Raw genomic sequence first — 20973 nt, 5'->3', positions numbered from 1 at the left:
TCGGGCACGCCCACCTGCCGCTTTGTCGTCAATCACCATGGCTCCGCCATGCCTCAATCCTCCGCCTTGCAGTTGCACGCACCCAACCCCGCTCCTTGTCCCACCCCCAATTGCCGGAGGCTCCAACTCATGAGGAACGAAACCGCACGGCACGACATCACCGTCGTCGGCGGTGGCCTGGCCGGGGTCAGCGCGGCCATCGCCGCCGCCCGGCTGGGCCGCACCGTCGCCCTGGTCAACAACCGGCCCGTCCTCGGCGGCAACGCGAGCAGCGAGGTCCGCGTCTGGGTGTGCGGCGCGACCGGCCACGGAAGGAACCACTACGCCCGCGAGGGCGGCATCATGGGCGAGCTGTTCGTCGAGAACCAGTTCCGCAACCCGGACGGCAACCCGTACTACTGGGACACCGTGGTGCTGGACGCGGTCCGCGCCGAACCGGGCATCACGCTCTACCTCAACACCGATGTGCGCGAGGTCGACGCGGACGGTCCCGAGGACGCCCGGCGCATCACCGCCGTCACCGGCTGGATGATGGGTTCCGAGCGGCGGATCCGGTTCGAGAGCGACCTGTTCCTGGACTGTTCGGGAGACGGGCTCATCGGATATCTCGCCGGCGCCCGGCACCGTATCGGGCGGGAGTCCCGGGCGGAGTACGACGAGCCGTGGGCACCCGAGACCGCCGACTCGCTCACGCTCGGCTCGACGCTGCTCTTCTACACCAAGGACGCCGGACGCCCCGTCAAGTTCGTGCCGCCCGACTTCGCCAGGAACATCGCCGAGACGTCCATCCCGCAGCGCCGCATCATCAAGTCCGGCGACAACGGGTGTGCCTACTGGTGGATCGAGTTCGGCGGCGAGCTCGACACCGTGCACGACAACGAACGCATCCGCGACGAACTGTGGGCGGTCATCTACGGCATCTGGGACCACATCAAGAACTCCGGTGAGTTCGACGCCGAGACCATGACGCTGGAGTGGGTGGGCTCGGTGCCCGGCAAGCGCGAGTACCGGCGCTTCCTCGGTGACTACGTCCTGCACCAGGGGGACATCCTCGGGCAGACCGGGTTCGCCGACCGGGTGGCCTTCGGCGGCTGGTCCATCGACCTGCATCCGCCGAAGGGCGTCTACGCCACCGAGGACGGGGCCAAGCAGCGGTACGCGGACGGGATCTACCACATTCCGTACCGCAGCCTCTATTCGGTGAACACGACGAACCTGCTGTTCGCCGGGCGCAACATCTCCGCCAGCCATGTCGCCTTCGGCTCGACCCGGGTGATGGCGACCTGCGCCACGATCGGGCAGGCCGCGGGCACGGCCGCCGCGCTGTGCGCCGCGGGAGGTGTCGCGCCGCGCGCGCTGGAGGCCGCCGAACTGCAGCGGACGCTGTTGCGCGAGGACGCCTCGGTGATCGGCCTGGCCTCCGCGGACCCGGACGACCTGGCCCTGAACGCCGTGGCCACCGCATCGTCGACCCTGGCGGGCCCGGACGCGCTGACGCCCGGGGAGCGGTGGCCGCTGACCGCCGACGCGGGTCTCCTGCTGCCCGTCGACCCGGACCTGGCGGGGCTGGACCTGCTCGTCGACGCCGGCCGGGACACGGAACTCGTCGTCGAGCTGTACGACCCCGAGCTCGGCCAGAACTACGTCCCGCGGCGCCTCGTCGACTCCGTCACCGTCCCGGTCCCCGCCGGGCCGAAGCAGTGGATCTCCACCGGGCTCCGCTGGTCGCCGCAGACCGCCCGCAACGCCTTCGTCGTCGTCCGTGCCAACGAGGACCTCGCCCTGTACAGCGCCGGCGGACCGGCCCCGGGGGTCCTGTGCCTCACCCGGGTGCCGCTGCGCCCGCAGGACGAGTCGCCGCAGCCGCTGCGTGAATGGACCGACGCGGGACTGCAGCGCCGCACCTTCTGCCTCCGTACGGGAGAGACCTCGGCGTACGCCCCCGCCAAGGCCGTGGACGGGTACGCCCGCCCGTACGCGGGACCGCACATGTGGGTCTCCGAGCCCCTGCGGGAGGGCGTGGAGGAATGGCTGCAACTGACCTGGCCCCGGCCGGTCACCCTGTCGCGGATCGACGTACTCGCCGACGACGACGTCAACGAGGACCTGATCAATCTGCACCACCACAGGACACCGTTCGACACGCTTCCCACCCTGCTGCGCGGCTACCGTGTCGAGGCGCGCGGGCCGGACGGCACCTGGCAGGTCCTGTCACGCACCTCGGACAACCGGCGCCGCCGCCAGGTGCACACCCCGGACGAGCCTGTCACCACCGCAGCGGTGAGGATCGTCGTCGAGTCGACCAACGGAGCCGCGTCGGCGCACATCGTCGCCGTACGCGCATACGCATAGGAGCAGCGGGTGGTCACACGAGTCCTGGTAACCGGGGCGGCCGGGCGGATCGGCCGGGCGGTCCTCGCGCTGCTCGCCGAGCGCTCCGTCGAGGCGAACGCCCTCGTCCTGGAGGACCCGGGCGATCTCATCGCCCGGCTGGTCGTCGCCGGGGACGCCGCCGACCCGGCGACGGTGCGGGCTGCGCTGGACGGCGCCGACGGGGTGATCCATCTGGCGGCGATCCCCACGCCGGAACGCAACAGCGCGCAGGAGGTCTTCGCCACCAACACGCTCACCACTTTCACCGTCCTGGAGGAGGCGGGGTCGGCCGGTGTGCGGCACGCCGTGGTCGCCAGCTCCTGGGGGATCACCGGTCTGCCCTGGACGGCGCAGCCGTCGCCGCACCCCGCGTACGTCCCGGTGGACGAGGCGATGGAGTCCCAGGTGGCGGACGCGTACGGGCTGTCCAAGCAGGTCGACGAGCTCACGGCCGCGACGATGGCGCGGCGGCATGCGATGAGCGTGGTCTCTCTGCGCTATCCGTTCGTCGGCGGGTTCGACGAGCGGCTGCGCGCGCACGCGGCGCGGCTCACCGCGGAACCGGCTGCGGGCGCCCGGGACCTGTGGACCTATCTGGAGGTGCGGGACGCTGCACGGGCCGCTCTGCAGGCCCTCGGTGTGCCGGGTCCGGGTGCGCACGCCGTCCATGTCTGCGCGCCCGAGACCCTCGTACCGTTCCCGACGGAGGAGCTGATGCGCCGCTACCACCCGACGACCCGGCTGCTGCGTCCGCTCCCCGGACGTACCGCCCCGGTCGACACCACGGCGGCCGCGCGTCTGTTCGGTTTCACGGCGGAGTTTCTGCTCGACGACTGAGTGAATCCGGGGGCGGCTTCCCGGTACCGGAGGTGCCATGGGCGGGGCCCTGCCGATTGATCGGTTAGCTTCCGAGAGTGACCAACTATGTACGGAAACTGACGGTTATGACTGTTCTGGGCGCGGTGCTCGGGGGCGGCGTCGTCGGCTGCGGGAGCTCGGGGAACGCCCGGGGCGAGACATCCACGGCCGCGGACCGTACGCCGTCCGCCACCCGTGCACCGGCCCGCACCCCACCCCCGGCAGCTCCCCCGGCAGGACCGCCCACCATGGCGCCCGGTCCTGCCGGGCTCACGCCCGTGTTCAAGCGCGGCCTCAAGAGCGCCGAGAAGGTCGTGGCGCTCACCTTCGACGCCGACATGACGGCGGACGAGGGGCAGCGCGCGGCCGAGGGTGAGCACTTCGACAACCCGGAGCTGATCGCCCTGCTGCGCCGGCTGAAGGTACCGGCGACCGTCTTCATGACCGGCCGGTGGGCCGAGGAGTACCCCGCCCAGGCCCGCTCCATCGGCACCGACCCGCTCTTCGAGATCGCCAACCACTCCTACAGCCACTACGCCTTCACCTCCCCCTGCTACGGGCTGCCGGCCCTGGAGCAGGACGCGATGCGCGGCGAGGTGGAACGGGCCTTCGGCGCGATCAGGGAGACCGGCGCGCGCAATGTGGTGCCGTACTTCCGCTTCCCCGGCGGCTGCTACGACGACGCCTCGCTGCGCGCGCTCGCGCCGGAGAGGGTGACGGCGGTGCAGTGGGACGTCGTCAGCGGTGACGCCTTCGCCACGGATGCGGACTCGGTGACGGAGCAGGTGCTGGACGGGGTGAGGCCGGGTTCGCTGGTCGTCATGCACTGCACCCGCAGCGCCGCACCGGTCACCGACGAGGCGGTGGGCCAGGTGGTGCCGGAGCTGCGGAAGCGCGGATACCGCTTCGTTAAGGTGTCGGAGCTGATGTCGGGCTGACGCACCTCAGCCCGAGCAGGCCGTGCGCTGGGCCTCCTGCCATTCGCAGACCGGGCAGAGGGTGATGCCCTTGACGGACTCGGCGTACTCGGTCGGCTTCCGGCACAGCACGCACTCGGCGTACGGAGGACCGGCAGCTCTTTCCGGGGACGCCGCCGGCGTCTCGCAGTAGGCCTCGTTCGCGGGCTCGTCTCTGCGCTCATCCATGCGTACGAGCCTACTCAGCCGCGTATCGAAGTGAGTCTGCAGGCGAGCACCGCGACCGCGGTTGCCAAGGCTGCCGCCCCGAGGAGCGGAAGCACCGGAGCATGGACCGTGCCGGTGAGCGAACCGGTGACCAGCCCCGTCACCGCGTACTTCGCGGGCGATCCGCTGGTCACCAGGGCCAGCAGCGACGCGAGCACGGTCGCCGCGATGGACCAGCCGCGCCGGTGCAGCAGCGGCCGGGTGCACAGCGCGCCGGCCGCCGCCCCCAGCAGGACGCAGCAGGCGGTGGCGAGCAGCCCGGCGACCCCGGCGGACGGCAGCGGAATCCTGACCGTGTGGTCCGTGGCGGCCGGCTCGCTGATCAGCAGCACGACCGCGGTGGCGGCCGCGCCGAGCAGTGCCGCGGACCCCAGCGCGGTGAGCAGGGCCGCCAGGTGGGCTCGCGGCTGCCCGCCCACCGCCGCGGCGACGACCGTCCGGGCGGCGGGCGGTTCCTGGGTGACGCAGACCTGCACGAGCCACGCGGTGACGGGCAGCAGCCCCGCCGCCGTGTAGCCGAGAGAGTCCAGCACCGGCTGTCCCGAGCGGACTCCGACGCCGAGGAAGGCCATGTACAGCAGCACGGGTGCGAGCCAGCGCTGGGAGCGCAGCAGCAGGGCGGCCTGGTAGCGGATCAGTGCGGTCATGCCACCTCGTCCCGGTTGCCGGGCAGGGTCGAGAGCTGCCTGATGTGCCAGGGTGGACGGGCGGTGAGCAGGGCGCCCAGCAGGGCGTCGGAGTGCACGGCCGCGACGGTGAGCCGCAGCGCTCCGTCCCCGGCGGCGGTCTGGACGGGAGAGCCGGGCAGCCCGGCGGGGAGTGTCGTGCCGGGCGGGCCCGTCACCTCGATCCGCACCCGGGGGCCGGCCGTCGCCCCGGGAGGGGCAAGGGGCACTGCGACCAGTCCGGTCCCCTCGACGCGCAGGACCATGTCGACCGCGCCCGCGAGCCGGTGCGCGTCGTGGTCGACGAAGACCACGGTGAAGCCCGCGGCCACGCGTGCCGCGACGGCCCGGTCCAGTTCGTCACGGGCCGCGGCGTCCAGGCCGGTCCAGGCCTCGTCGAGCACCAGCAACTCCGGTTCGGCCAGGAGCGCCTGGGCGACCGCGACCTTCTGGCTGGTGCCCTTGGAGAGCTCCGCGAGCGGTGTGCGCGCGTGTCCGGCGGCCCCGAAGCGGCTCAGCCACTCCTGCGCACGCGCGGCCGCCTCTGCCGGGCGCAGTCCGTGGATCCGGCCCAGGTGGACGAGGTAGCCGGCGGCGGTGAAGGGCAGCGCCGCCGGGAACCGCTCGGGGACGTACGCCGTGCGCGGCCGGCCGCCGGTGATCCGGCCCTCGGTGGGGGCGTCGATCCCGGCGAGCAGCCTCAGCAGGGTGGACTTGCCGGTGCCGTTGGCCCCTTCGACGCGGACGAGGGAGCGCGCGGGCAGACCGAGGTCGACCCCGCGCAACACCCATGGTCCGGCGAGGCCGTACCGCCGTCCCACCGCGTTCAGCCTCAGGAAGTCCGTACTCAGTTGGAAGACGCCTTCTCGGTCTTGAGCTCGCTGGGGCGGACGATCACGAACCCCTCGCCGTCCAGGCGCAGCTGGACCGCCTCCCCCGAGCCGCCGCGCAGCATCGAGCCGACGCTCTGCGAACGGTGCAGCGACGTGTTCAGGTGGGCGCTCCAGCCGACGACCGCGTCCGTGTCGACACACACCGGCTGCTGGGGCGTGACGGGGATCACTATGGGGTGCCCCTCACACATCAGGCCGAGCTTCCCGTAGCCGGTGAAGACGCTGTTGAAGAGTCCGCCGCCGGTCATCCCGGCGCCCTTCACGGTCTTGATCTCGTACGCGAGCGTGGCGTCGAAGCACAGCACGTTGCGGCCGTTGATGGTGAGGACGTCGCCCTGCTCCATCTCCACGATGAAACAGTTGGCCGCCTCGTGCGCGAACCACGCCTCGCCCTGGCCGCGCACCGCCATCAGCGGCAGACCCTCTCCGGTGACGGCACGCTTGAGCATGCCGCCGAGGCCCTGGCCCTTGCGCTCGAACTGGAGATCACCGCGGAAGGCGATCATCGATCCCTGGCGGGCGTGCATCTCGCCGTTGACCGCGTACTTGATGGATTTGGCGTTCTGCAGGGTCATTCCGGGGGCGGTGGCCTGCTGTGCCATGTGCTCGCTGGAAAAGAGATCGCTCTTCATGCGGTGCATCCTCACCCGGAGGGTTTCATTCCGCCAAGAACGGGTTCCGGGGCGACTGGCAGACTGGACGGGTGAGCAGCAACGACACTTCCGAGACCCCGTCCGTTCCCGTCGGCCTGCCGGCGGACAGCCCCTTCCGTTCCGAGCGGACGAACCGGGACGAAGCACCTCAGTACGTACTGCCGTTGGTGGTGCACATCGAGAAGACGGCTCCCCCGGCCCGTACCGACGCGCTGCGCACGGCCGCCCGGGCGGTGCTGGTGATGCTCTCCGACGAGCGGTCGACGGGCGAGGGCGAGTGGGCCCAGGTGATGCGCGACTGGCAGGACGCCCGGATCCGGAAGGTGGTGCGGCGGGCGCGCGGCGCGGAGTGGCGCAAGGCCTGCACGCTGCCCGGAATCACGGTCACGGGCGACGAGGCCGAGGTGCGGGTCTACCCGCCGGTGCCGCTCGACGGCTGGCCGAAGGAGCTCGCCAAGCTCCAGGTGTCCGGTACGGACCTGGACGACCCCGAGCCGCCTGCCGCGCCCGATCCCGCCGCCCCCGTCCTCTGGCTCAACCCGGAGCTCGGCATGTCGGCTGGCAAGGAGATGGCGCAGGCCGGACACGGGGCCCAACTCGCCTGGTGGGAGCTGTCGGAGACGGAGCGCAAGGCATGGCGCGAGGCGGGCTTCCCGCTCTCGGTCGCCACCCCGGAAGCGGGCCGCTGGCAGGAACTCACGGTGAGCGGGCTGCCGGTCGTGCGGGACGCCGGGTTCACCGAGATCGCCCCCGGGTCGTGCACGGTGGTCGCCGACCATCCGGCACTGCGCCGCTGATCCGTCCGCGCCCGTACACGGGTCTCCGCCCGATCCGTTGAACGGTCCGGTCCGCCGATACGTATCCCCAGACGCCGCCGCACTGGCAATACTGCCCAGTAGGTTGAACGGCCGGTCAGTTCCCGGCCGTTGCGACCGGCGGTTGATTGGACGCCGTCACGCCTCGGCCCGGGAGAGACCTCTGTGCGACGCATCAACGGAACGGCCCTCATCATCGCGGCGCTCGTCGCCACACTCGGCGCCCTCGCCTACCCGGTCTGGTCGTACGCCGACCGCTCCGGCACCGGTCAGGCCAATCTCGACGCGTCGTCCGTCGCGACCCAGTGGGGCCCGCTCTCCGCGACCGACCGGGACTTCCTGGTGAAGGTGCGGCTGGCCGGGCTCTGGGAGCTGCCCGCCGGGCAACAGGCCATCCAACGCGCACCGACCGAGGCGATCAAGGCCACCGGGGACCATCTGGTCGTCGGGCACACCGATCTGGACCGCCGGGCCCGGGACGTGGCCGCCAAGCTGGGGGTGGAGCTGCCGAACCAGCCGACCGAGCAGCAGCAGGGCTGGCTCCGGGAGCTGACCGCGGCGAGCGGCGAGGACTACGAGCGGAAGTTCGCCAATCTGCTGCGCAACGCGCACGGCAAGGTCTTCGCGCTGATCGCCCAGGTCCGGCACACCACCCGCAACACGCTGATCCGGCAGCTGGCCACCGACGCCAACCAGACCGTGCTCGACCACATCACCATGCTGGAGAGCACGAGCTTCGTGGACTTCGACGCCCTGGCCCGCGAGGCGGCCGGGGCGGCCACGGCCAGCCCGACCGGACCGCCGGTGGCACCGAACGGCTCCGTCCTGCCGCAGCCGGTTCCGGCCGCGCCGACCGGGGACCAGTCCTTCACCTCGCGGCCCTCCACGGCGCCGATGCCCTGAGGGACGGGGCACCCGGCCGGCGGAGCCCCGGAACCTCAAATCGAGCTCTGAACGTCCCCCTCTTCGGGTTCACCGCTGTGCGGCGGGGCCATGACCCCTGCACAGAGCGGAGGAGGGGGACACGATGAAGCTGGGAATCGGGATCGGCTGGCGGCCGGAGATCGCCGATGCGGTGGAGGCGTTGCCGGGGATCGACTGGGTGGAAGCGGTGGCGGAGAACCTCTGCGCCGACCATCTGCCCGCGTCCCTGGTGCGGCTGAGGGAGCGCGGCGTCACCGTGGTGCCGCACGGGGTCTCGCTGGGCCTGGGCGGGGCCGACCGCCCCGACCCCGGCCGGCTCGCGGGCCTCGCGGCTCGCGCCACCCTGCTGGGCACGCCCCTGGTGACCGAGCACATCGCGTTCGTCCGGGCGGGCGGCGCACGCACGGGGTCACCGGTGCTGGAGGCGGGACACCTGCTGCCCGTCCCGCGCACGTGGGCGGCGCTGGACGTGCTGTGCGAGAACGTACGGATCGCGCAGGACTCGCTGCCGGTGCCGCTGGCCCTGGAGAACATCGCGGCGCTGATCTCCTGGCCGGACGAGGAGCTGACCGAGGGGCAGTTCCTGGCGGAGCTGGTCGACCGCACGGGGGTGCGGCTGCTCATCGACGTGGCCAATCTGCATACGAACCACGTCAACCGGGGCGAGGACCCGGCCACGGCCCTCGACGAGCTGCCGGTGGAGGCCATCGCGTACGTCCACGTGGCGGGCGGCGTGGAGAAGGACGGCGTCTGGCACGACACGCACGCCCACCCGGTGACCGCTCCGGTGCTCGGCATCCTCGCCGAGCTGCGCTCCCGCATCGCCCCTCCCGGGGTCCTGCTGGAGCGCGACGACGACTTCCCGCCGGCCGCCGGGCTGGGGGACGAACTGGACGCGATCCGAGCCACACTCGACGCGGGCGGGGGCGGCATGCGGCCCGCACGGAAAGAGGCCCCGCGCCCCGCGTCCCCGGCCGCCACCTCACCGGCGGACGGGCCCGATGAGGCGGACAGGGCCGATGAGACGGACAGGGCCGGCGAGACCGACGCCGTACGTGACCGGGTCGCGGTCGCTCAGGCCTCGCTGCTCTCCGCCCTCGTCGCGGGCACCCCCGCCCCCGAGGGCTTCGACCGCCGCCGGCTCGGCATCCAGAGCCGGGCCCTGGCCGCCAAGCGCGCCGACGTCGTCGCCAAGGTGGCCCCCGAGCTCCCGGAGATCCTGGGCCGCGACTACCGGGACGCTTTCCTCGCATACGCCAGGAGCCGTCCGATGTCCGGCGGATACCGGCGTGACGCCCTGGACTTCGCCGAGCAGCTGCTCATCGCCGACCGCCCCGCGGACGACGCGGCCCGCCGCCGGCTGACCCACTGGTGGCAGGACCGCGCGGCTCCCAGGCCGCCCCGCCGCACCACCCGGCTGGCCCGGGCGGCCCGTTCCGTACTCGTAGGGAGGTGACCGGGATGAACGCACTGGCCCTGGTCCTGACACTCGCCGTGGCGGTCTCCTCGACGCTCCTGATCGTGGGGTCGGGCCGGGCCCGGCGCGGGCCCGGCGGCCCCGTCCACGACCTGTCCGAGGTGGCGTTCCTGAACGGCGGGCCCGGCCGCGTGGTGGACACCGCGCTCGCCGCGATGCTGGAGGACGGCCGGCTGGTCGTCGGCGGGCCCGGGATCGTCGCGGTCCAAAGGCCGGTCGCCCACGACCCGGTGGAGCGGGCCGTGCTCCAGGAGCAGGCCGCGGCTCCGAGCGGCGCCCTGCACACGCTGCGGGACGCGGTGATGCGCCATCCCGCCGTGCAGGAGCTCGGCGACGGCCTGGCCGAGCGCGGTCTGCTGAACGTGCCCGGGGCGAACCGGAAGTGGCGCCTCTGGGGCACGACGCAGGGGCTCGTCTGCCTGCTCGGCTTCCCGGTCTCCTTCGTGCTGACCATCACCCAGTTCGTCGGGGAGGACGGCCCCTCCGACTCGACCTTCCCGTTCTTCCTCATGGTGTTCCCGGCCCTGGCCGCAGGCACCGTCATCGGATTGGTCCGCGCGGCCGCCGCCCGCTCCCGGATCACCAGAGCGGGCCGCACGGCCGCCGCTGAGTTCCGTACCTCCCACACGTACGTGACGGACGCGGCCCATCTGGTGGCGACGGCCGAGCCCCGGGCGCTCCCCGACCCCGTGCTGCGCACGCACCTGGTCACGGCGGCCCGGCTGCGGCCCGCGGGGTCGCCCGCGCCCTCGCACCACACGGCGGACTCCTCGGGGCTGCTGCTCGTGCCGACGGTGTGGTGTGCCGGCTCGAGCCCCGGCGACGGGGGCTGCGGCAGCTCCGCCGGAAACGGTGGCGGGAGCGGAGGCGGCGGGTGCGGCTCGGGATCGAGTTGCGGCTCCGGATCCAGTTGCGGTTCGGGGTCCAGCTGCAGTTCGGGATCGAGCTGCAGTTCCGGGTCCAGCTGCAGTTCCGGGTCCAGCTGCGGCAGCAGTTCCTGAGCGGTCGCCGTCCGCATCATGAAATCCCCTGGCGCTCCGGGCCCGTCTCGCATAGAAATCCGCCATGCTCTGGGTTCTGTTCCTGCTGGTCGCATGGGGTGCGGCGGCCATCTCCTGTGTCCGTCTCTGCCTCGCGGCCGCTCGCCTGGCCCCGCCGCGCGGCGCCTCGTCCCGGGAGGCGCCGCGCGCGGCGGACGGCCCTGAACTCACGCTGTACGAGACCGCGTTCCTGGCCGGCGGCCCGCACCGGGTCGCCGATCTCGCGCTCGTCACCATGCATCTGCGCCGCCGGCTGCTGCTCGCGCACACCGGGTGGGCAACGGTGGTCGACCCGGACGGCCGGGACGAGGTGGAGCGCACGGTGATCCGCGCGATCGGCCCGCAGGGCCAGTCACCCATACCGCCGGTCCGCTCGGCGGCGGCCGCCGCCGATGCCGTACGTGCCCTCGCCGACCGGCTCGTCTCCGCGGGCCTGGCGCTGCCCGGCGGGGCGGGGACGGACATCGTGCCGGCGGTACGGGCGGTGCGCGGGGCGGCGTTGCTGGTCGCCGCGATGGGCATCGCCGCGCTGCTCACGCCCGGCCGGGAGCAGGGTCCGGGCGACTCGGGGGTGCCGGTGCTCGTCTGGTTCGGGCTGCCGCTCGTGCTGACCCTGGGCTGTCTGGCCATCGCCCGGATGGAAGTGCATCCGTACAGCTCCTGGGCCTCCCCCGCCGGACAGCGGCTGCTGAACGCGCGCACGGCGTCGGCGGGTGGCCCCGAGGGCGATGTGCTGGTGGCGGTCGCCGTGCGGGGCGTGGGCGCGGTGGCCGATCCGGCGCTGCGGGCCGCGCTCGGCGGTCGTGGCGGCGCCGCACGGATCTTCCCGTGAATGACACCGGTGCGGCGCGCTGGAAGCGCGCCGCACCGGGAGCCGAACCCGGTGTCGCTGGAACGGCAGCCGGCACATGGTGCCGCGGATTCCGCCGTCTGATCTTCCGGGTTGGGGTGGTCGGAACCCGCTCGCTACGCGAGCCCGGCCACCAGGTCTGCGACCGACTTGCGCCGGCCGGTGTAGAAGGGGACCTCTTCGCGGACGTGCATCCGCGCCTCGGAGGCCCGCAGGTGACGCATGAGGTCGACGATGCGGTGCAGCTCGTCCGCCTCGAACGCCAGCACCCACTCGTAGTCGCCGAGGGAGAAGGAGGCGACGGTGTTGGCGCGCACGTCCGGGAAGCCGCGGGCCATCTTGCCGTGGTCGGCGAGCATGCGGCGACGGTCCTCGTCGGGCAGCAGGTACCAGTCGTAGGAGCGCACGAAGGGGTACACGCTGATGTAGTCGCGCGGCGTCTCGTCGGCGAGGAACGCCGGGACGTGCGACTTGTTGAACTCGGCGGGGCGGTGCAGCGCCATGTTCGACCAGACCGGGTCGAGGCTCTTGCCGAGCCGGGTGCGCCGGAAGAGGTTGTACGCCTCCTGCAGCGCGTCCGACGTCTCGGCGTGCCACCAGATCATGACGTCGGCGTCGGCGCGCAGGCCCGAGACGTCGTAGGTGCCGCGCACGGTGATGTCCTTGGCCGCGAGCTGGTCGAACAGCTCCTGGACCTCACCGGAGTACGCCGCGCGGTCCGTGTCTGCGGGCAGCACGTCGCGAAGCTTGAAGACGGACCACAGCGTGTAGCGCACGACGTCGTTGAGGTCCTTCGCCTTCTTGCCGGCGTTGGGGGCCTTGCTTGATGTCACAGTCTCAGGAGCACTCATACGGCTATTGTCCCGCCTCGCTCCGTGTGCCCTGAACCAGGGTGGGGGTGGCGATGATCTCCCCGCCGTTCTCCGCGCCGTTCGCTCCCGCGACGTCCCGGGCGATCTCGTCCGCGGCGCGGTGGGCGCTCGCGATGCAGGCGGGGATGCCGACCCCGTCGTAGACCGCGCCGCAGACGCGCAGCGCGGGCAGTTTGGCGACCTCCTCGCGGATCCGGGCGACGCGGCCGAGATGGCCCACGGGGTACTGGGGCAGTCCGCCGATCCAACGGGTGACCTCGGTGGCGACCGGCTTCGCGGCCAGTCCGGTCGCCGCGGCGAGGTCGCGCAGCGACACGTCGACGAGTTCGCCGTCCTCGCGGTGCAGATGGTCCTCCTCGCCGTAGCGGCCCACCGAGGTCCGCAGGACGAACAGGTCCGGTGCCGCGTCGGAGACCCACTGCCACTTGTGGGTGGAGAAGGTGGCGGCCTTGATGGTGTGGCCGTCGACCGGGGGCACCAGGAAGCCGGAGCGGCCGTCGAAGGCCTTGGAGGCCGTCACGTCGGATCGCCGGAAGGCCATGGTGACCAGGGCCATCGACGCGTACTCGACGCCCGCGAGCTCGGCGGAGGCGGCCGGGGACTCGGCGGCGAGCAGGGTGGAGGCGGACCAGGCGGGGGCGGCGAGGACGATGCCGTCGGCGGTGATCACCCGGGCGTCGGTGCGTACGTCCCAGCCGTCGGCGCTTCGGGTCAGGCCCAGCACGGGGGTCTCGGTGAGGATCTCGCCTCCCCCGGCGCGTACGGCGTCGGCCACGGCGCCCGGCAGGGTGCCGAGGCCTCCGTCGATCCCCTGGAAGACCGGTCCGGTCTGCTGCCGGGCGGCGGCCTGCTCCTGGATGCGGGTGACCCCGTCGAGCAGGGAGCCCGCCTGCCGGGCGACCTCGAAGAGCTGGGGTACGGCGGCACGCATCGAGATCCGGTAGGCGTCGCCCGCGTACACCCCGCCCAGGAGCGGCTCGACCAGCCGGTCGACCACCTCGCGGCCGAGCCGGTCCGCCACGTACGCGCCGACGGCCACGTCGTCGCCGACGGCGGTCGGGGTCAGGTCGCGTTCCTGCGCGACACGGGCGAGGCCCTCGGGCGAGAGCACGTCACCGAGGACCGACGGGTCGCCCGGTACGCCCATCACATGGCCCTTGGGCATGGGGCGCAGCTCGTCGCGCGTCCACAGCGAGGCGGTGGCCGTGGCGGGCGGCTGGAGCCGGTCGCCGAGGCCGACGGCTCGGGCCAGGCCGACCGCCTCCGGCCGCCGGGCGAGCATCGACTCGGCGCCGAGGTCGACCTGCACGCCCGCGACCTCACCGGTCATGAGCTTGCCGCCGAGCCGGTCGGTCGCCTCCAGGAGGGTGACCCTCAGCCCGGTGCCGAGGAGCCGGTGGGCGGCCGCCAGTCCGGCGATGCCGCCGCCGATGACGACGACGTGGCCGGGGGCCCTGTCCGCGCGGTGTGTTGAACGCTGCATGCCCCCACTCTCTCAAACCTCATCCGAGTCCTGACCGTGACCGCTTCGAAACCGGCTTCCCGAAACCCGGACCATCACCTCGTACGTCGAACCGGCGCCATCAATCACCCGTCCTGGGGGGACAGTTATGCATGCAGCACCCATCACCCGTACCGACAGACGAGCCGGCGGCCGTACGCGTACCGCGCTCGCCGCCGGGCTGCTCACCGCCGTCCTCGCGCTGAGCGGCTGCGGCGCGGCCGGGGACAGCAGCGACTCCGGCTCGGCCTCCGACGAGCGCGCCCTGTCGGCCGGCGAACGGAACGGCGGACAGAACAAGGCGGACGCCGCCGCCGGGGAGGCGGCCGCGGACATGAAGCAGGGCGCGGCGAAGCCGGGGGCGCCGAGCAAGCCGAATCCGGTGACCGCCACGCACGTCATCCGCACCGCTTCACTGTCCGTGGAGGTGAAGAGCGCGTCCAAGGCGGCCGCCGCCGCCCGTACGGTCGCGCAGGACGCGGGCGGACTGGTCGCCAACGAGTCCACCGAGCAGGTGGACGACACGCACGACTCCTCGCACCTCGTCCTGCGTGTGCCCCAGGGCGAGTACGACGGTGTGCTGCGCGAGCTCGCCGGGGCGGGGAAGCTGCTCTCCCGTACATCGACCGCGAAGGACGTCACCGACCAGGTCGTCGACGTGGAGAGCCGGATCGCCACGCAGCGGGCGAGCGTGACGCGGGTACGCAAGCTGATGGACCAGGCCGAGAAGCTGGTCGATGTGGTGACCCTGGAAGGCGAACTGAGCAGCCGTCAGGCCACCCTGGAGTCGCTGCTCGCCCAGCAGGCCTCGCTCAAGGACCGTACGACGCTGGCCACGATCACGCTCGATCTGACGGAACCGGAGGCGGCTCCCGAGGAGGAGGGGGATCCGGGGTTCCTGGACGCGCTGAGCGGCGGCTGGCACGCCTTCCTGACGATGCTGCGGTGGCTCGCGATGGCGGTGGGCGCCACTGCCCCGTTCCTGGCCGTCGCGGCCGTCCTGCTGGTCCTGTGGAGGCTGCTGCGCCGCCGGGGCGGGAAGACGGGGCAGCAGCAGCCGGCCGCCGAGCAGGAGGGGCCGGGGGCGCCGCGGCACCCCCTGGGTCCCCGGCGCCGTAGCGTGGGTCCCTCGGACTGTGCGTCGAAGGGACCTGGCATGGCGGCGGAACGACTGGTGGTCATCGGCGGTGACGCGGCGGGCATGTCCGCCGCGTCCCAGGCGCGCCGGCTCAAGAGCCCGGACGAGCTGAGCATCACCGCCTTCGAGCGGGGCCACTTCACCTCGTACTCCGCCTGCGGCATCCCTTACTGGGTGGGTGGTGACGTGGCGGAGCGGGACGACCTGATCGCACGGACCCCCGAGGAGCACCGGGCCCGCGCCATCGATCTGCGGATGCGTACCGAGGTGACGGAGATCGATGTCGCGGGGCAGCGGGTGCGCTCCCTGGACCGGGACTCGGGCGAGACCTCCTGGACCGGTTTCGACAAGCTGGTGATCGCGACGGGAGCCCGGCCGGTGCGGCCCGCGCTGCCCGGCATGGACGCGGCCGGGGTGCACGGAGTGCAGACCCTGGACGACGGGCAGGCCCTGCTGGACAGCCTGGACCGCGCGACGGGGCGGCGCGCGGTCGTCGTCGGCGCGGGCTACATCGGGGTCGAGGTGGCCGAGGCGATGCTGAAGCGCGGCTTCGAGGTGACCGTGCTCAACCGCGGCGAGCAGCCGATGGCGACGCTCGACCCGGACATGGGGCGCCTGGTCCACGACGCGATGGACGGGCTCGGGATCACGACGGTGAACCGCGCCGCGGTGACCGGGATCCGTACCGGGCCGGACGGCCGGGTCGCCGCCGTCGAGACGTCCGACGCGTCCTATCCGGCGGACGTGGTGGTGCTCGGCATCGGCGTCGAGCCGGAGACGACGCTGGCCCGCGCCGTCGGGCTGCCGCTCGGTCCGCACGGCGGGCTGCTCACCGATCTGTCGATGCGGGTCGTGGGCCACGACAACATCTGGGCGGGCGGCGACTGCGTCGAGGTGCTCGACCTGGTGGCGGGCCGCACCCGCCACATCGCGCTGGGCACGCACGCCAACAAGCACGGCCAGATCATCGGGGCCAACGTCGGCGGCGGTTACGGGACGTTCCCGGGCGTGGTCGGTACGGCGGTGAGCAAGGTCTGCGACCTGGAGATCGCCCGTACCGGTCTGCGCGAGAAGGACGCCCGCGCGGTGGGCCTGCGCTTCGTCACGGCGACGATCGAGTCGACGGGCCGGGCCGGCTACTACCCGGGGGCGCAGCCGATGACGGTGAAGATGCTCGCGGAGTACCGCACGGGGCGGCTGCTGGGCGTGCAGATCGTGGGCCGTGACGGGGCGGCGAAGCGGGTGGACGTGGCGGCGGTGGCGCTCACCGCCGGGATGACGGTCGAGCAGATGACGTCCCTGGACCTGGGGTACGCGCCGCCGTTCTCACCGGTCTGGGACCCGGTCCTGGTGGCGGCCCGCAAGACGGTGACGGCACTGCGGAAGGCGGGCACCGCCTGAGAGGCTGTGCCCGCCCTCGCGGGCTCAGCGGGCGGTGCTGGTGTGGACGTACTCGACGAGGCGCGTCAGCGCGTCCGGGTCCATCGACGGCATCACGCCGTGGCCCAGGTTGAAGATGTGGCCCTCCAGACCGGCGGCCGCGTCCAGCACCTCCTGGGTCTTGGCCTCCACGGCGGCGGTCGGGGCGAACAGCACGGCGGGGTCGAGGTTGCCCTGGAGCGCCTTGCCGGGGCCGACGCGTCGCGCGGCCTCGTCCATCGGGACCCGCCAGTCGACGCCCACGACGTCCGCGCCGGCCTCGCCCATGAGGCCGAGCAGTTCACCGGTGCCGACACCGAAGTGGATGCGGGGGACGCCGTAGGAGGCGACGGCGTCGAAGACCTTCGCCGAGGCGGGCAGCACGGAGCGGCGGTAGTCGGCGGGGGCAAGGGCGCCCACCCAGGAGTCGAACAGCTGCACCGCGGAGGCGCCGGCGTCGATCTGGACCTTGAGGAAGGCGCCGGTGATCTCGGCGAGGCGGTCGAGCAGGTCGGCCCAGAGCTCCGGGTCGCCGTACATCAGGGCCTTGGTGTGCTCGTGGTTGCGGGACGGGCCGCCCTCCACGAGGTAGCTCGCGAGGGTGAAGGGCGCGCCCGCGAAACCGATCAGCGGGGTGGACCCCAGCTCGGCGGTGAGCAGGCCGATGGCCTCGGTGACGTACGGGACGTCCTCCGGCGTGAGGTCGCGCAGCCGGGCGAGGTCGGCGCGGGTGCGGATCGGCTCGGCGATCACGGGCCCGACACCGGGCTTGATGTCGAGGTCGATGCCGATGGCCTTGAGGGGTACGACGATGTCGCTGTAGTAGACCGCGGCGTCGACCTTGTGGCGGCGGACGGGCTGCATCGTGATCTCGGCGACGAGCTCCGGCATCGTGCAGGATTCGAGCATCGGGATGCCCTCGCGCACCTTCAGGTACTCGGGCAACGAGCGCCCCGCCTGGCGCATGAACCAGACCGGCGTGTGCGGCACGGGCTCGCGCCGGCACGCCTTCAGGAACACCGAGTCGTGGGTGGCGGAGGTCTTCGTCTGGTGGCCCGAGGGGCGGTCAATGGCACTCACACACAGAATCTTCGCACGCGCGCGGAATGAGCCCTGCCCCGCACGGGTGTCCTTCCGCGCGCGAGGCTTCGGTTCCGCCTACTCTTCCCCGCATGGCTCCGGCGCAGGGACACTTCTCCGATCAATCCGATGGTGCTGACAGCACGGACAGTGCGGAGGGTGGTTCCGTCCCGCCCGCGTTCCGTTCGGCGGTGGACGCGCTGCGCTCGGCGCGGCTGAGGCCCGAGCTGGAGGTGGAGCCGACGCGGCCACCGAAGCGCCTGGCTCCGTACGCGTACGCACTGGAGGCGGCCGTCGTCGACGGCGAGGACGATCTTGCCGACGGGCGGCTCGTCCTGCTCCACGACCCTGCCGGGCACGAGGCCTGGCAGGGCAACTTCCGGCTGGTGACGCTGGTGCGCGCCGAGCTGGAGCCGGAGATGGCCTCCGATCCGCTGCTGCCGGAGGTGTGCTGGTCGTGGCTGACCGGCGCGCTGGACGCGCGCGGCCTGTCGTACGGGGAGGCGGGCGGCACGGTCACCCGGGCGGGCTCGCACTACTTCGGCGCCCTGGCGACGCGGCGTCCGGCGACGCAGATCGAGATCCGGGCGTCCTGGACGCCGCGCGAGGGCCGTGGTGGCGTGCCGGACACGGCGGCGCACCTGATGGCGTGGGGCGACCTGCTGTGCCAGATCGCCGGCCTGCCGCCGTCGGAGCATGTGGACGCGGCCGTGGTGACGCTGCCGCAGCGGCGAGGGCCGCAGGTTTCGTAGGGGCGCACGTCCCGCACTTCGACCGCCCGAGGTTCCGTGACACTGCGTCACGGAACCTCGCACATTTACCGGCTCTCTTTTCGTACAATCGATCGCGCGTCCTATTTGCCCGAATTGTTACTCACCAAATCGTGATCTTCCTCTAAAGGAGCAGGGGTCTGCTGCCGAAGGAGTCAGTGACCCTTCAAGCACGGTTCGCCCCGGCTTCATCCCCGAGCCGGCCGTCCCGCCACTCCCCAGGAGGCCTGGTGTCCGTTCTCCTAGAGCAGCCCGCAAGCCCGGTCGCCTACCGCCCGAACAAGCCGACGGCCATGGTCGTCGTGGCCGACCCGCGCGTCCGTTCCACCGTCACCCGCCATCTGTGGGCACTCGGAGTACGTGACGTCATCGAGGCGTCGTCCATCGCGGAGGCCCGCCCCCGCGTCGGCAACCCGCGCGACATCTGCGTAGCCGACGTCCACCTGCCCGACGGTTCCGGGCTGACCCTGTTGTCCGAAACCCGAGCCGCCGGCTGGCCGAACGGCCTCGCCCTCTCCGCCGCCGATGACATCGGTGCGGTGCGCAACGCCCTCGCGGGCGGCGTCAAGGGCTATGTCGTCACCGGCACCCGTACCAACATCGGCCACCCCACCCGTCCCGGCGTCGCACCCATCGGCGCCACCGCCGCCCGTATGCACCGCCGGCCCCCCGGCACCCCGAGCCACCCGGGCGGCTACCGCGAACTGTCCGGCCGCGAGGTGGAGGTCCTGCGGCTCGTCGCCGAAGGGCAGTCCAACAAGGCCATCGGCGTCTCCATGGGGCTGTCCGCCCTCACCGTCAAGAGCCACCTCGCCCGAATCGCCCGCAAGCTCGGCACCGGAGACCGCGCAGGCATGGTCGCCGTCGCCCTGCGAACGGGCATCATCCACTGAATCCGCACCCCCGCCGGTGTGCAGAGATGCGGAACCGGCTGGATTACATGCATCGGCGCCCGTCGACGGATCATTCCGTCGACGGGCGCCGTACATACACAGATACCCTTGACACGTGACCGACGCCCAAGAGACCGCAGCAGACACTTCACTGCGAACCACCGGGGGCGCCCCCCCGGACGACGTCGCCCCGGCGCCGACCCCCTTGCTCGAACCTCGCGAGGGCATTCCACCGGTGGTGGCCTCCGACGATGCCCTGGCCGGGGTGATCGCGGCCTTCGCCGCGGGCTCCGGACCGGTGGCCGTGGACGCCGAGCGCGCCTCCGGCTACCGGTACGGGCAGCGCGCCTACCTCGTGCAGCTGCGCCGTGAAGGCGCGGGCAGCGCGCTCGTCGACCCGGTGGGCTGCCCCGACCTGTCCGGTCTCGGCGAGGCCCTGCGCGGCACCGAGTGGATTCTGCACGCGGCGACCCAGGACCTGCCCTGTCTGCGTGAAATAGGGATGACGCCGACCGGGCTCTTCGACACCGAGCTGGCCGGACGGCTGGCCGGATTCCCGCGGGTCGGCCTCGGCGCGATGGTCGAGAGCGTGCTCGGCTACTCCCTGGAGAAGGGCCACTCGGCCGTCGACTGGTCGACGCGCCCGCTGCCCGACCCGTGGCTGCGCTACGCGGCGCTGGACGTCGAGCTGCTGATCGACCTGCGCAACGCCCTGGAGGACGAGCTCGACCAGCAGGGCAAGCTGGAGTGGGCGCAGGAGGAGTTCGCCGCCATCGCCTCGGCGCCGCCCGCTCCCCCGCGCCAGGACCCGTGGCGCCGCACGTCAGGCATGCACAAGGTCCGGCGGCGACGGCAGATGGCGGTGGTCCGGGAGCTGTGGACCATGCGTGACCAGATCGCCCAACGCCGCGACATCTCCCCCGGCAAGGTGCTCGGGGACGCCGCGATCGTGGAGGCCGCCCTCGCGCTCCCGCCCAACGCCCACGCGCTGACCGCGCTGCCCGGCTTCGGCCACCGCATGGGCCGGCGTCAGCTGGAGCAGTGGCAGGCGGCCGTGGACCGGGCGAAGGAACTGCCCGACTCGGAGCTCCCGCAGCCCGGCCAGCCCCTGGCCGGACCGCCGCCGCCCCGCGCCTGGGCGGACAAGGACCCGGCCGCCGCGGCCCGGCTGTCGGCCGCCCGAGCGGCCGTGTCCGAGCTCGCGGAACGGCTGCACATGCCGCAGGAGAACCTCATCACACCCGACACCGTGCGCCGGGTGTGCTGGGAACCGCCGAAGAACCTGACGCCGGACACGGTCGAGAACGCGCTCCTCGGATACGGGGCGCGGCACTGGCAGATCGGACAAGTCGCCCCGATCCTGCTGCGCGCGCTCGCGTCGGAGGCCTGAGAAGGCATCGGACAGGGGCGTATTCACGCCAGGTTGGCGCGGCCCGCAGGGGCCGCTCACCACGTTCCCTCCACGGCCCGGACGGTCCCTTTTCGGGGCCGTCCGGGCCGTTTCGCGGATGTGACCTTCGCCGCTCCCGCCACAAGGACTGGGCAGTCTGGTTACCCGCAAGTAGCAT

General features: G+C 72.6%; 19 protein-coding genes and 1 pseudogene. 13 read left to right on the top strand and 7 right to left on the bottom strand.

From position 1 onward, the window contains the following. The first annotated feature begins 129 nt into the window (after window positions 1–129). The 3 genes from SH922_RS31850 (at window position 130) to SH922_RS31840 (ending at window position 4169) form a co-directional block, all read left to right on the top strand. On the top strand, window positions 130–2352 hold the full coding sequence (locus SH922_RS31850; protein ID WP_393061932.1) for an FAD-dependent oxidoreductase: 2223 nt from the start codon (window positions 130–132) through the stop codon (window positions 2350–2352). Between the two features lie 9 nt (window positions 2353–2361). Continuing rightward, window positions 2362–3210 (top strand): NAD-dependent epimerase/dehydratase family protein, encoded by an 849-nt coding sequence (locus tag SH922_RS31845; RefSeq protein WP_393061930.1) that lies wholly within the window; start codon window positions 2362–2364, stop codon window positions 3208–3210. Window positions 3211–3308: 98 nt separating this feature from the next. Beyond that, window positions 3309–4169, top strand: a complete 861-nt coding sequence (locus tag SH922_RS31840) for a polysaccharide deacetylase family protein (protein WP_393063746.1) — start codon at window positions 3309–3311, stop codon at window positions 4167–4169. A gap of 6 nt (window positions 4170–4175) precedes the next feature. On the opposite strand, the gene SH922_RS31835 is transcribed toward SH922_RS31840, so the two are convergent. Genes SH922_RS31835 through SH922_RS31820 form a run of 4 tightly spaced genes read right to left on the bottom strand, consistent with a single transcriptional unit; the run spans window position 4176 to window position 6605 of the window. After that, window positions 4176–4376 carry a hypothetical protein gene (locus tag SH922_RS31835; RefSeq protein ID WP_393061928.1) on the bottom strand — a complete coding sequence of 67 codons (201 nt, stop codon included), beginning with the start codon at window positions 4374–4376 and terminating at the stop codon, window positions 4176–4178. 14 nt (window positions 4377–4390) lie between these two features. Beyond that, a complete protein-coding gene (locus SH922_RS31830) occupies window positions 4391–5062 on the bottom strand; it encodes an ABC transporter (RefSeq protein ID WP_393061926.1) in 672 nt (223 codons plus the stop codon). Beyond that, complete coding sequence (locus tag SH922_RS31825) at window positions 5059–5868, bottom strand: ATP-binding cassette domain-containing protein (protein ID WP_393063745.1); 810 nt, start codon at window positions 5866–5868, stop codon at window positions 5059–5061. Before SH922_RS31825 ends, SH922_RS31830 begins: the two co-directional genes overlap by 4 nt. 59 nt (window positions 5869–5927) lie before the next feature. Continuing rightward, window positions 5928–6605, bottom strand: a complete 678-nt coding sequence (locus SH922_RS31820) for an AIM24 family protein (RefSeq protein ID WP_393061924.1) — start codon at window positions 6603–6605, stop codon at window positions 5928–5930. A gap of 71 nt (window positions 6606–6676) precedes the next feature. On the opposite strand from SH922_RS31820, the gene SH922_RS31815 reads away from it, so the two are divergent. The 5 genes from SH922_RS31815 (at window position 6677) to SH922_RS31795 (ending at window position 11714) form a co-directional block, all read left to right on the top strand. Continuing rightward, entirely contained in the window at window positions 6677–7423 is a 747-nt protein-coding gene (locus SH922_RS31815; protein ID WP_393061922.1) for a peptidyl-tRNA hydrolase, read from the top strand. Between the two features lie 183 nt (window positions 7424–7606). Next, window positions 7607–8344, top strand: coding sequence for a DUF4142 domain-containing protein (locus SH922_RS31810; RefSeq protein ID WP_393061920.1), 738 nt, complete (start codon window positions 7607–7609; stop codon window positions 8342–8344). A 124-nt stretch (window positions 8345–8468) separates the two neighbouring features. Then, window positions 8469–9821, top strand: a complete 1353-nt coding sequence (locus SH922_RS31805) for a DUF692 domain-containing protein (RefSeq protein WP_393061918.1) — start codon at window positions 8469–8471, stop codon at window positions 9819–9821. Window positions 9822–9826: 5 nt separating this feature from the next. Further along, complete coding sequence (locus tag SH922_RS31800; RefSeq protein ID WP_393061916.1) at window positions 9827–10843, top strand: TIGR04222 domain-containing membrane protein; 1017 nt, start codon at window positions 9827–9829, stop codon at window positions 10841–10843. Between the two features lie 64 nt (window positions 10844–10907). After that, window positions 10908–11714, top strand: a complete 807-nt coding sequence (locus tag SH922_RS31795) for a TIGR04222 domain-containing membrane protein (RefSeq protein WP_393061914.1) — start codon at window positions 10908–10910, stop codon at window positions 11712–11714. 134 nt (window positions 11715–11848) lie between these two features. Here the strand turns inward: SH922_RS31795 and hemQ are convergent, their stop codons facing one another. Together hemQ and hemG are read right to left on the bottom strand one after the other, a co-directional pair. Then, entirely contained in the window at window positions 11849–12583 is a 735-nt protein-coding gene (gene hemQ, locus SH922_RS31790) for a hydrogen peroxide-dependent heme synthase (protein WP_148021503.1), read from the bottom strand. A gap of 4 nt (window positions 12584–12587) precedes the next feature. Next, window positions 12588–14087 (bottom strand): protoporphyrinogen oxidase, encoded by a 1500-nt coding sequence (hemG, locus tag SH922_RS31785; RefSeq protein WP_393061912.1) that lies wholly within the window; start codon window positions 14085–14087, stop codon window positions 12588–12590. Between the two features lie 127 nt (window positions 14088–14214). Between hemG and SH922_RS31780 the strand changes: the two are divergent. Together SH922_RS31780 and SH922_RS31775 are read left to right on the top strand one after the other, a co-directional pair. Continuing rightward, a pseudogene (locus SH922_RS31780) lies at window positions 14215–15111 on the top strand (DUF4349 domain-containing protein); the annotation flags it as partial. 150 nt (window positions 15112–15261) lie between these two features. Next, window positions 15262–16644 (top strand): FAD-dependent oxidoreductase, encoded by a 1383-nt coding sequence (locus tag SH922_RS31775; RefSeq protein ID WP_393063744.1) that lies wholly within the window; start codon window positions 15262–15264, stop codon window positions 16642–16644. 24 nt (window positions 16645–16668) lie between these two features. On the opposite strand, the gene hemE is transcribed toward SH922_RS31775, so the two are convergent. Then, on the bottom strand, window positions 16669–17742 hold the full coding sequence (gene hemE / locus SH922_RS31770; protein WP_393061910.1) for a uroporphyrinogen decarboxylase: 1074 nt from the start codon (window positions 17740–17742) through the stop codon (window positions 16669–16671). Between the two features lie 92 nt (window positions 17743–17834). Here hemE and SH922_RS31765 point away from each other — a divergent pair, with 92 nt between their 5' ends. The 3 genes from SH922_RS31765 to SH922_RS31755 all read left to right on the top strand — a co-directional run bounded on the left by SH922_RS31765 (window position 17835) and on the right by SH922_RS31755 (window position 20795). Continuing rightward, window positions 17835–18494 carry a DUF3000 domain-containing protein gene (locus SH922_RS31765; RefSeq protein WP_393061908.1) on the top strand — a complete coding sequence of 220 codons (660 nt, stop codon included), beginning with the start codon at window positions 17835–17837 and terminating at the stop codon, window positions 18492–18494. Window positions 18495–18742: 248 nt separating this feature from the next. After that, window positions 18743–19405 carry a response regulator transcription factor gene (locus SH922_RS31760; RefSeq protein ID WP_330829187.1) on the top strand — a complete coding sequence of 221 codons (663 nt, stop codon included), beginning with the start codon at window positions 18743–18745 and terminating at the stop codon, window positions 19403–19405. 115 nt (window positions 19406–19520) lie between these two features. Further along, entirely contained in the window at window positions 19521–20795 is a 1275-nt protein-coding gene (locus SH922_RS31755; RefSeq protein ID WP_393061905.1) for an HRDC domain-containing protein, read from the top strand. The last annotated feature ends 178 nt before the right edge of the window (window positions 20796–20973 follow it).

This window comes from Streptomyces sp. LN549, assembly GCF_043203805.1.
Lineage (GTDB): Bacteria > Actinomycetota > Actinomycetes > Streptomycetales > Streptomycetaceae > Streptomyces.
This window is presented reverse-complemented; position numbering and strand designations above follow the sequence as displayed.

Coding starts and splice junctions, on each gene's coding strand:
- SH922_RS31765 (WP_393061908.1), top strand. CDS start 17,835: ATGGCTCCGGCGCAGGGACACTTCTCCGATCAATCCGATGGTGCTGAC.
- SH922_RS31805 (WP_393061918.1), top strand. CDS start 8,469: ATGAAGCTGGGAATCGGGATCGGCTGGCGGCCGGAGATCGCCGATGCG.
- SH922_RS31830 (WP_393061926.1), bottom strand. CDS start 5,062: ATGACCGCACTGATCCGCTACCAGGCCGCCCTGCTGCTGCGCTCCCAG.
- hemG (WP_393061912.1), bottom strand. CDS start 14,087: ATGCAGCGTTCAACACACCGCGCGGACAGGGCCCCCGGCCACGTCGTC.
- SH922_RS31775 (WP_393063744.1), top strand. CDS start 15,262: ATGGCGGCGGAACGACTGGTGGTCATCGGCGGTGACGCGGCGGGCATG.
- SH922_RS31795 (WP_393061914.1), top strand. CDS start 10,908: ATGCTCTGGGTTCTGTTCCTGCTGGTCGCATGGGGTGCGGCGGCCATC.
- SH922_RS31835 (WP_393061928.1), bottom strand. CDS start 4,376: ATGGATGAGCGCAGAGACGAGCCCGCGAACGAGGCCTACTGCGAGACG.
- SH922_RS31800 (WP_393061916.1), top strand. CDS start 9,827: ATGAACGCACTGGCCCTGGTCCTGACACTCGCCGTGGCGGTCTCCTCG.
- hemQ (WP_148021503.1), bottom strand. CDS start 12,583: ATGAGTGCTCCTGAGACTGTGACATCAAGCAAGGCCCCCAACGCCGGC.
- SH922_RS31850 (WP_393061932.1), top strand. CDS start 130: ATGAGGAACGAAACCGCACGGCACGACATCACCGTCGTCGGCGGTGGC.
- SH922_RS31820 (WP_393061924.1), bottom strand. CDS start 6,605: ATGAAGAGCGATCTCTTTTCCAGCGAGCACATGGCACAGCAGGCCACC.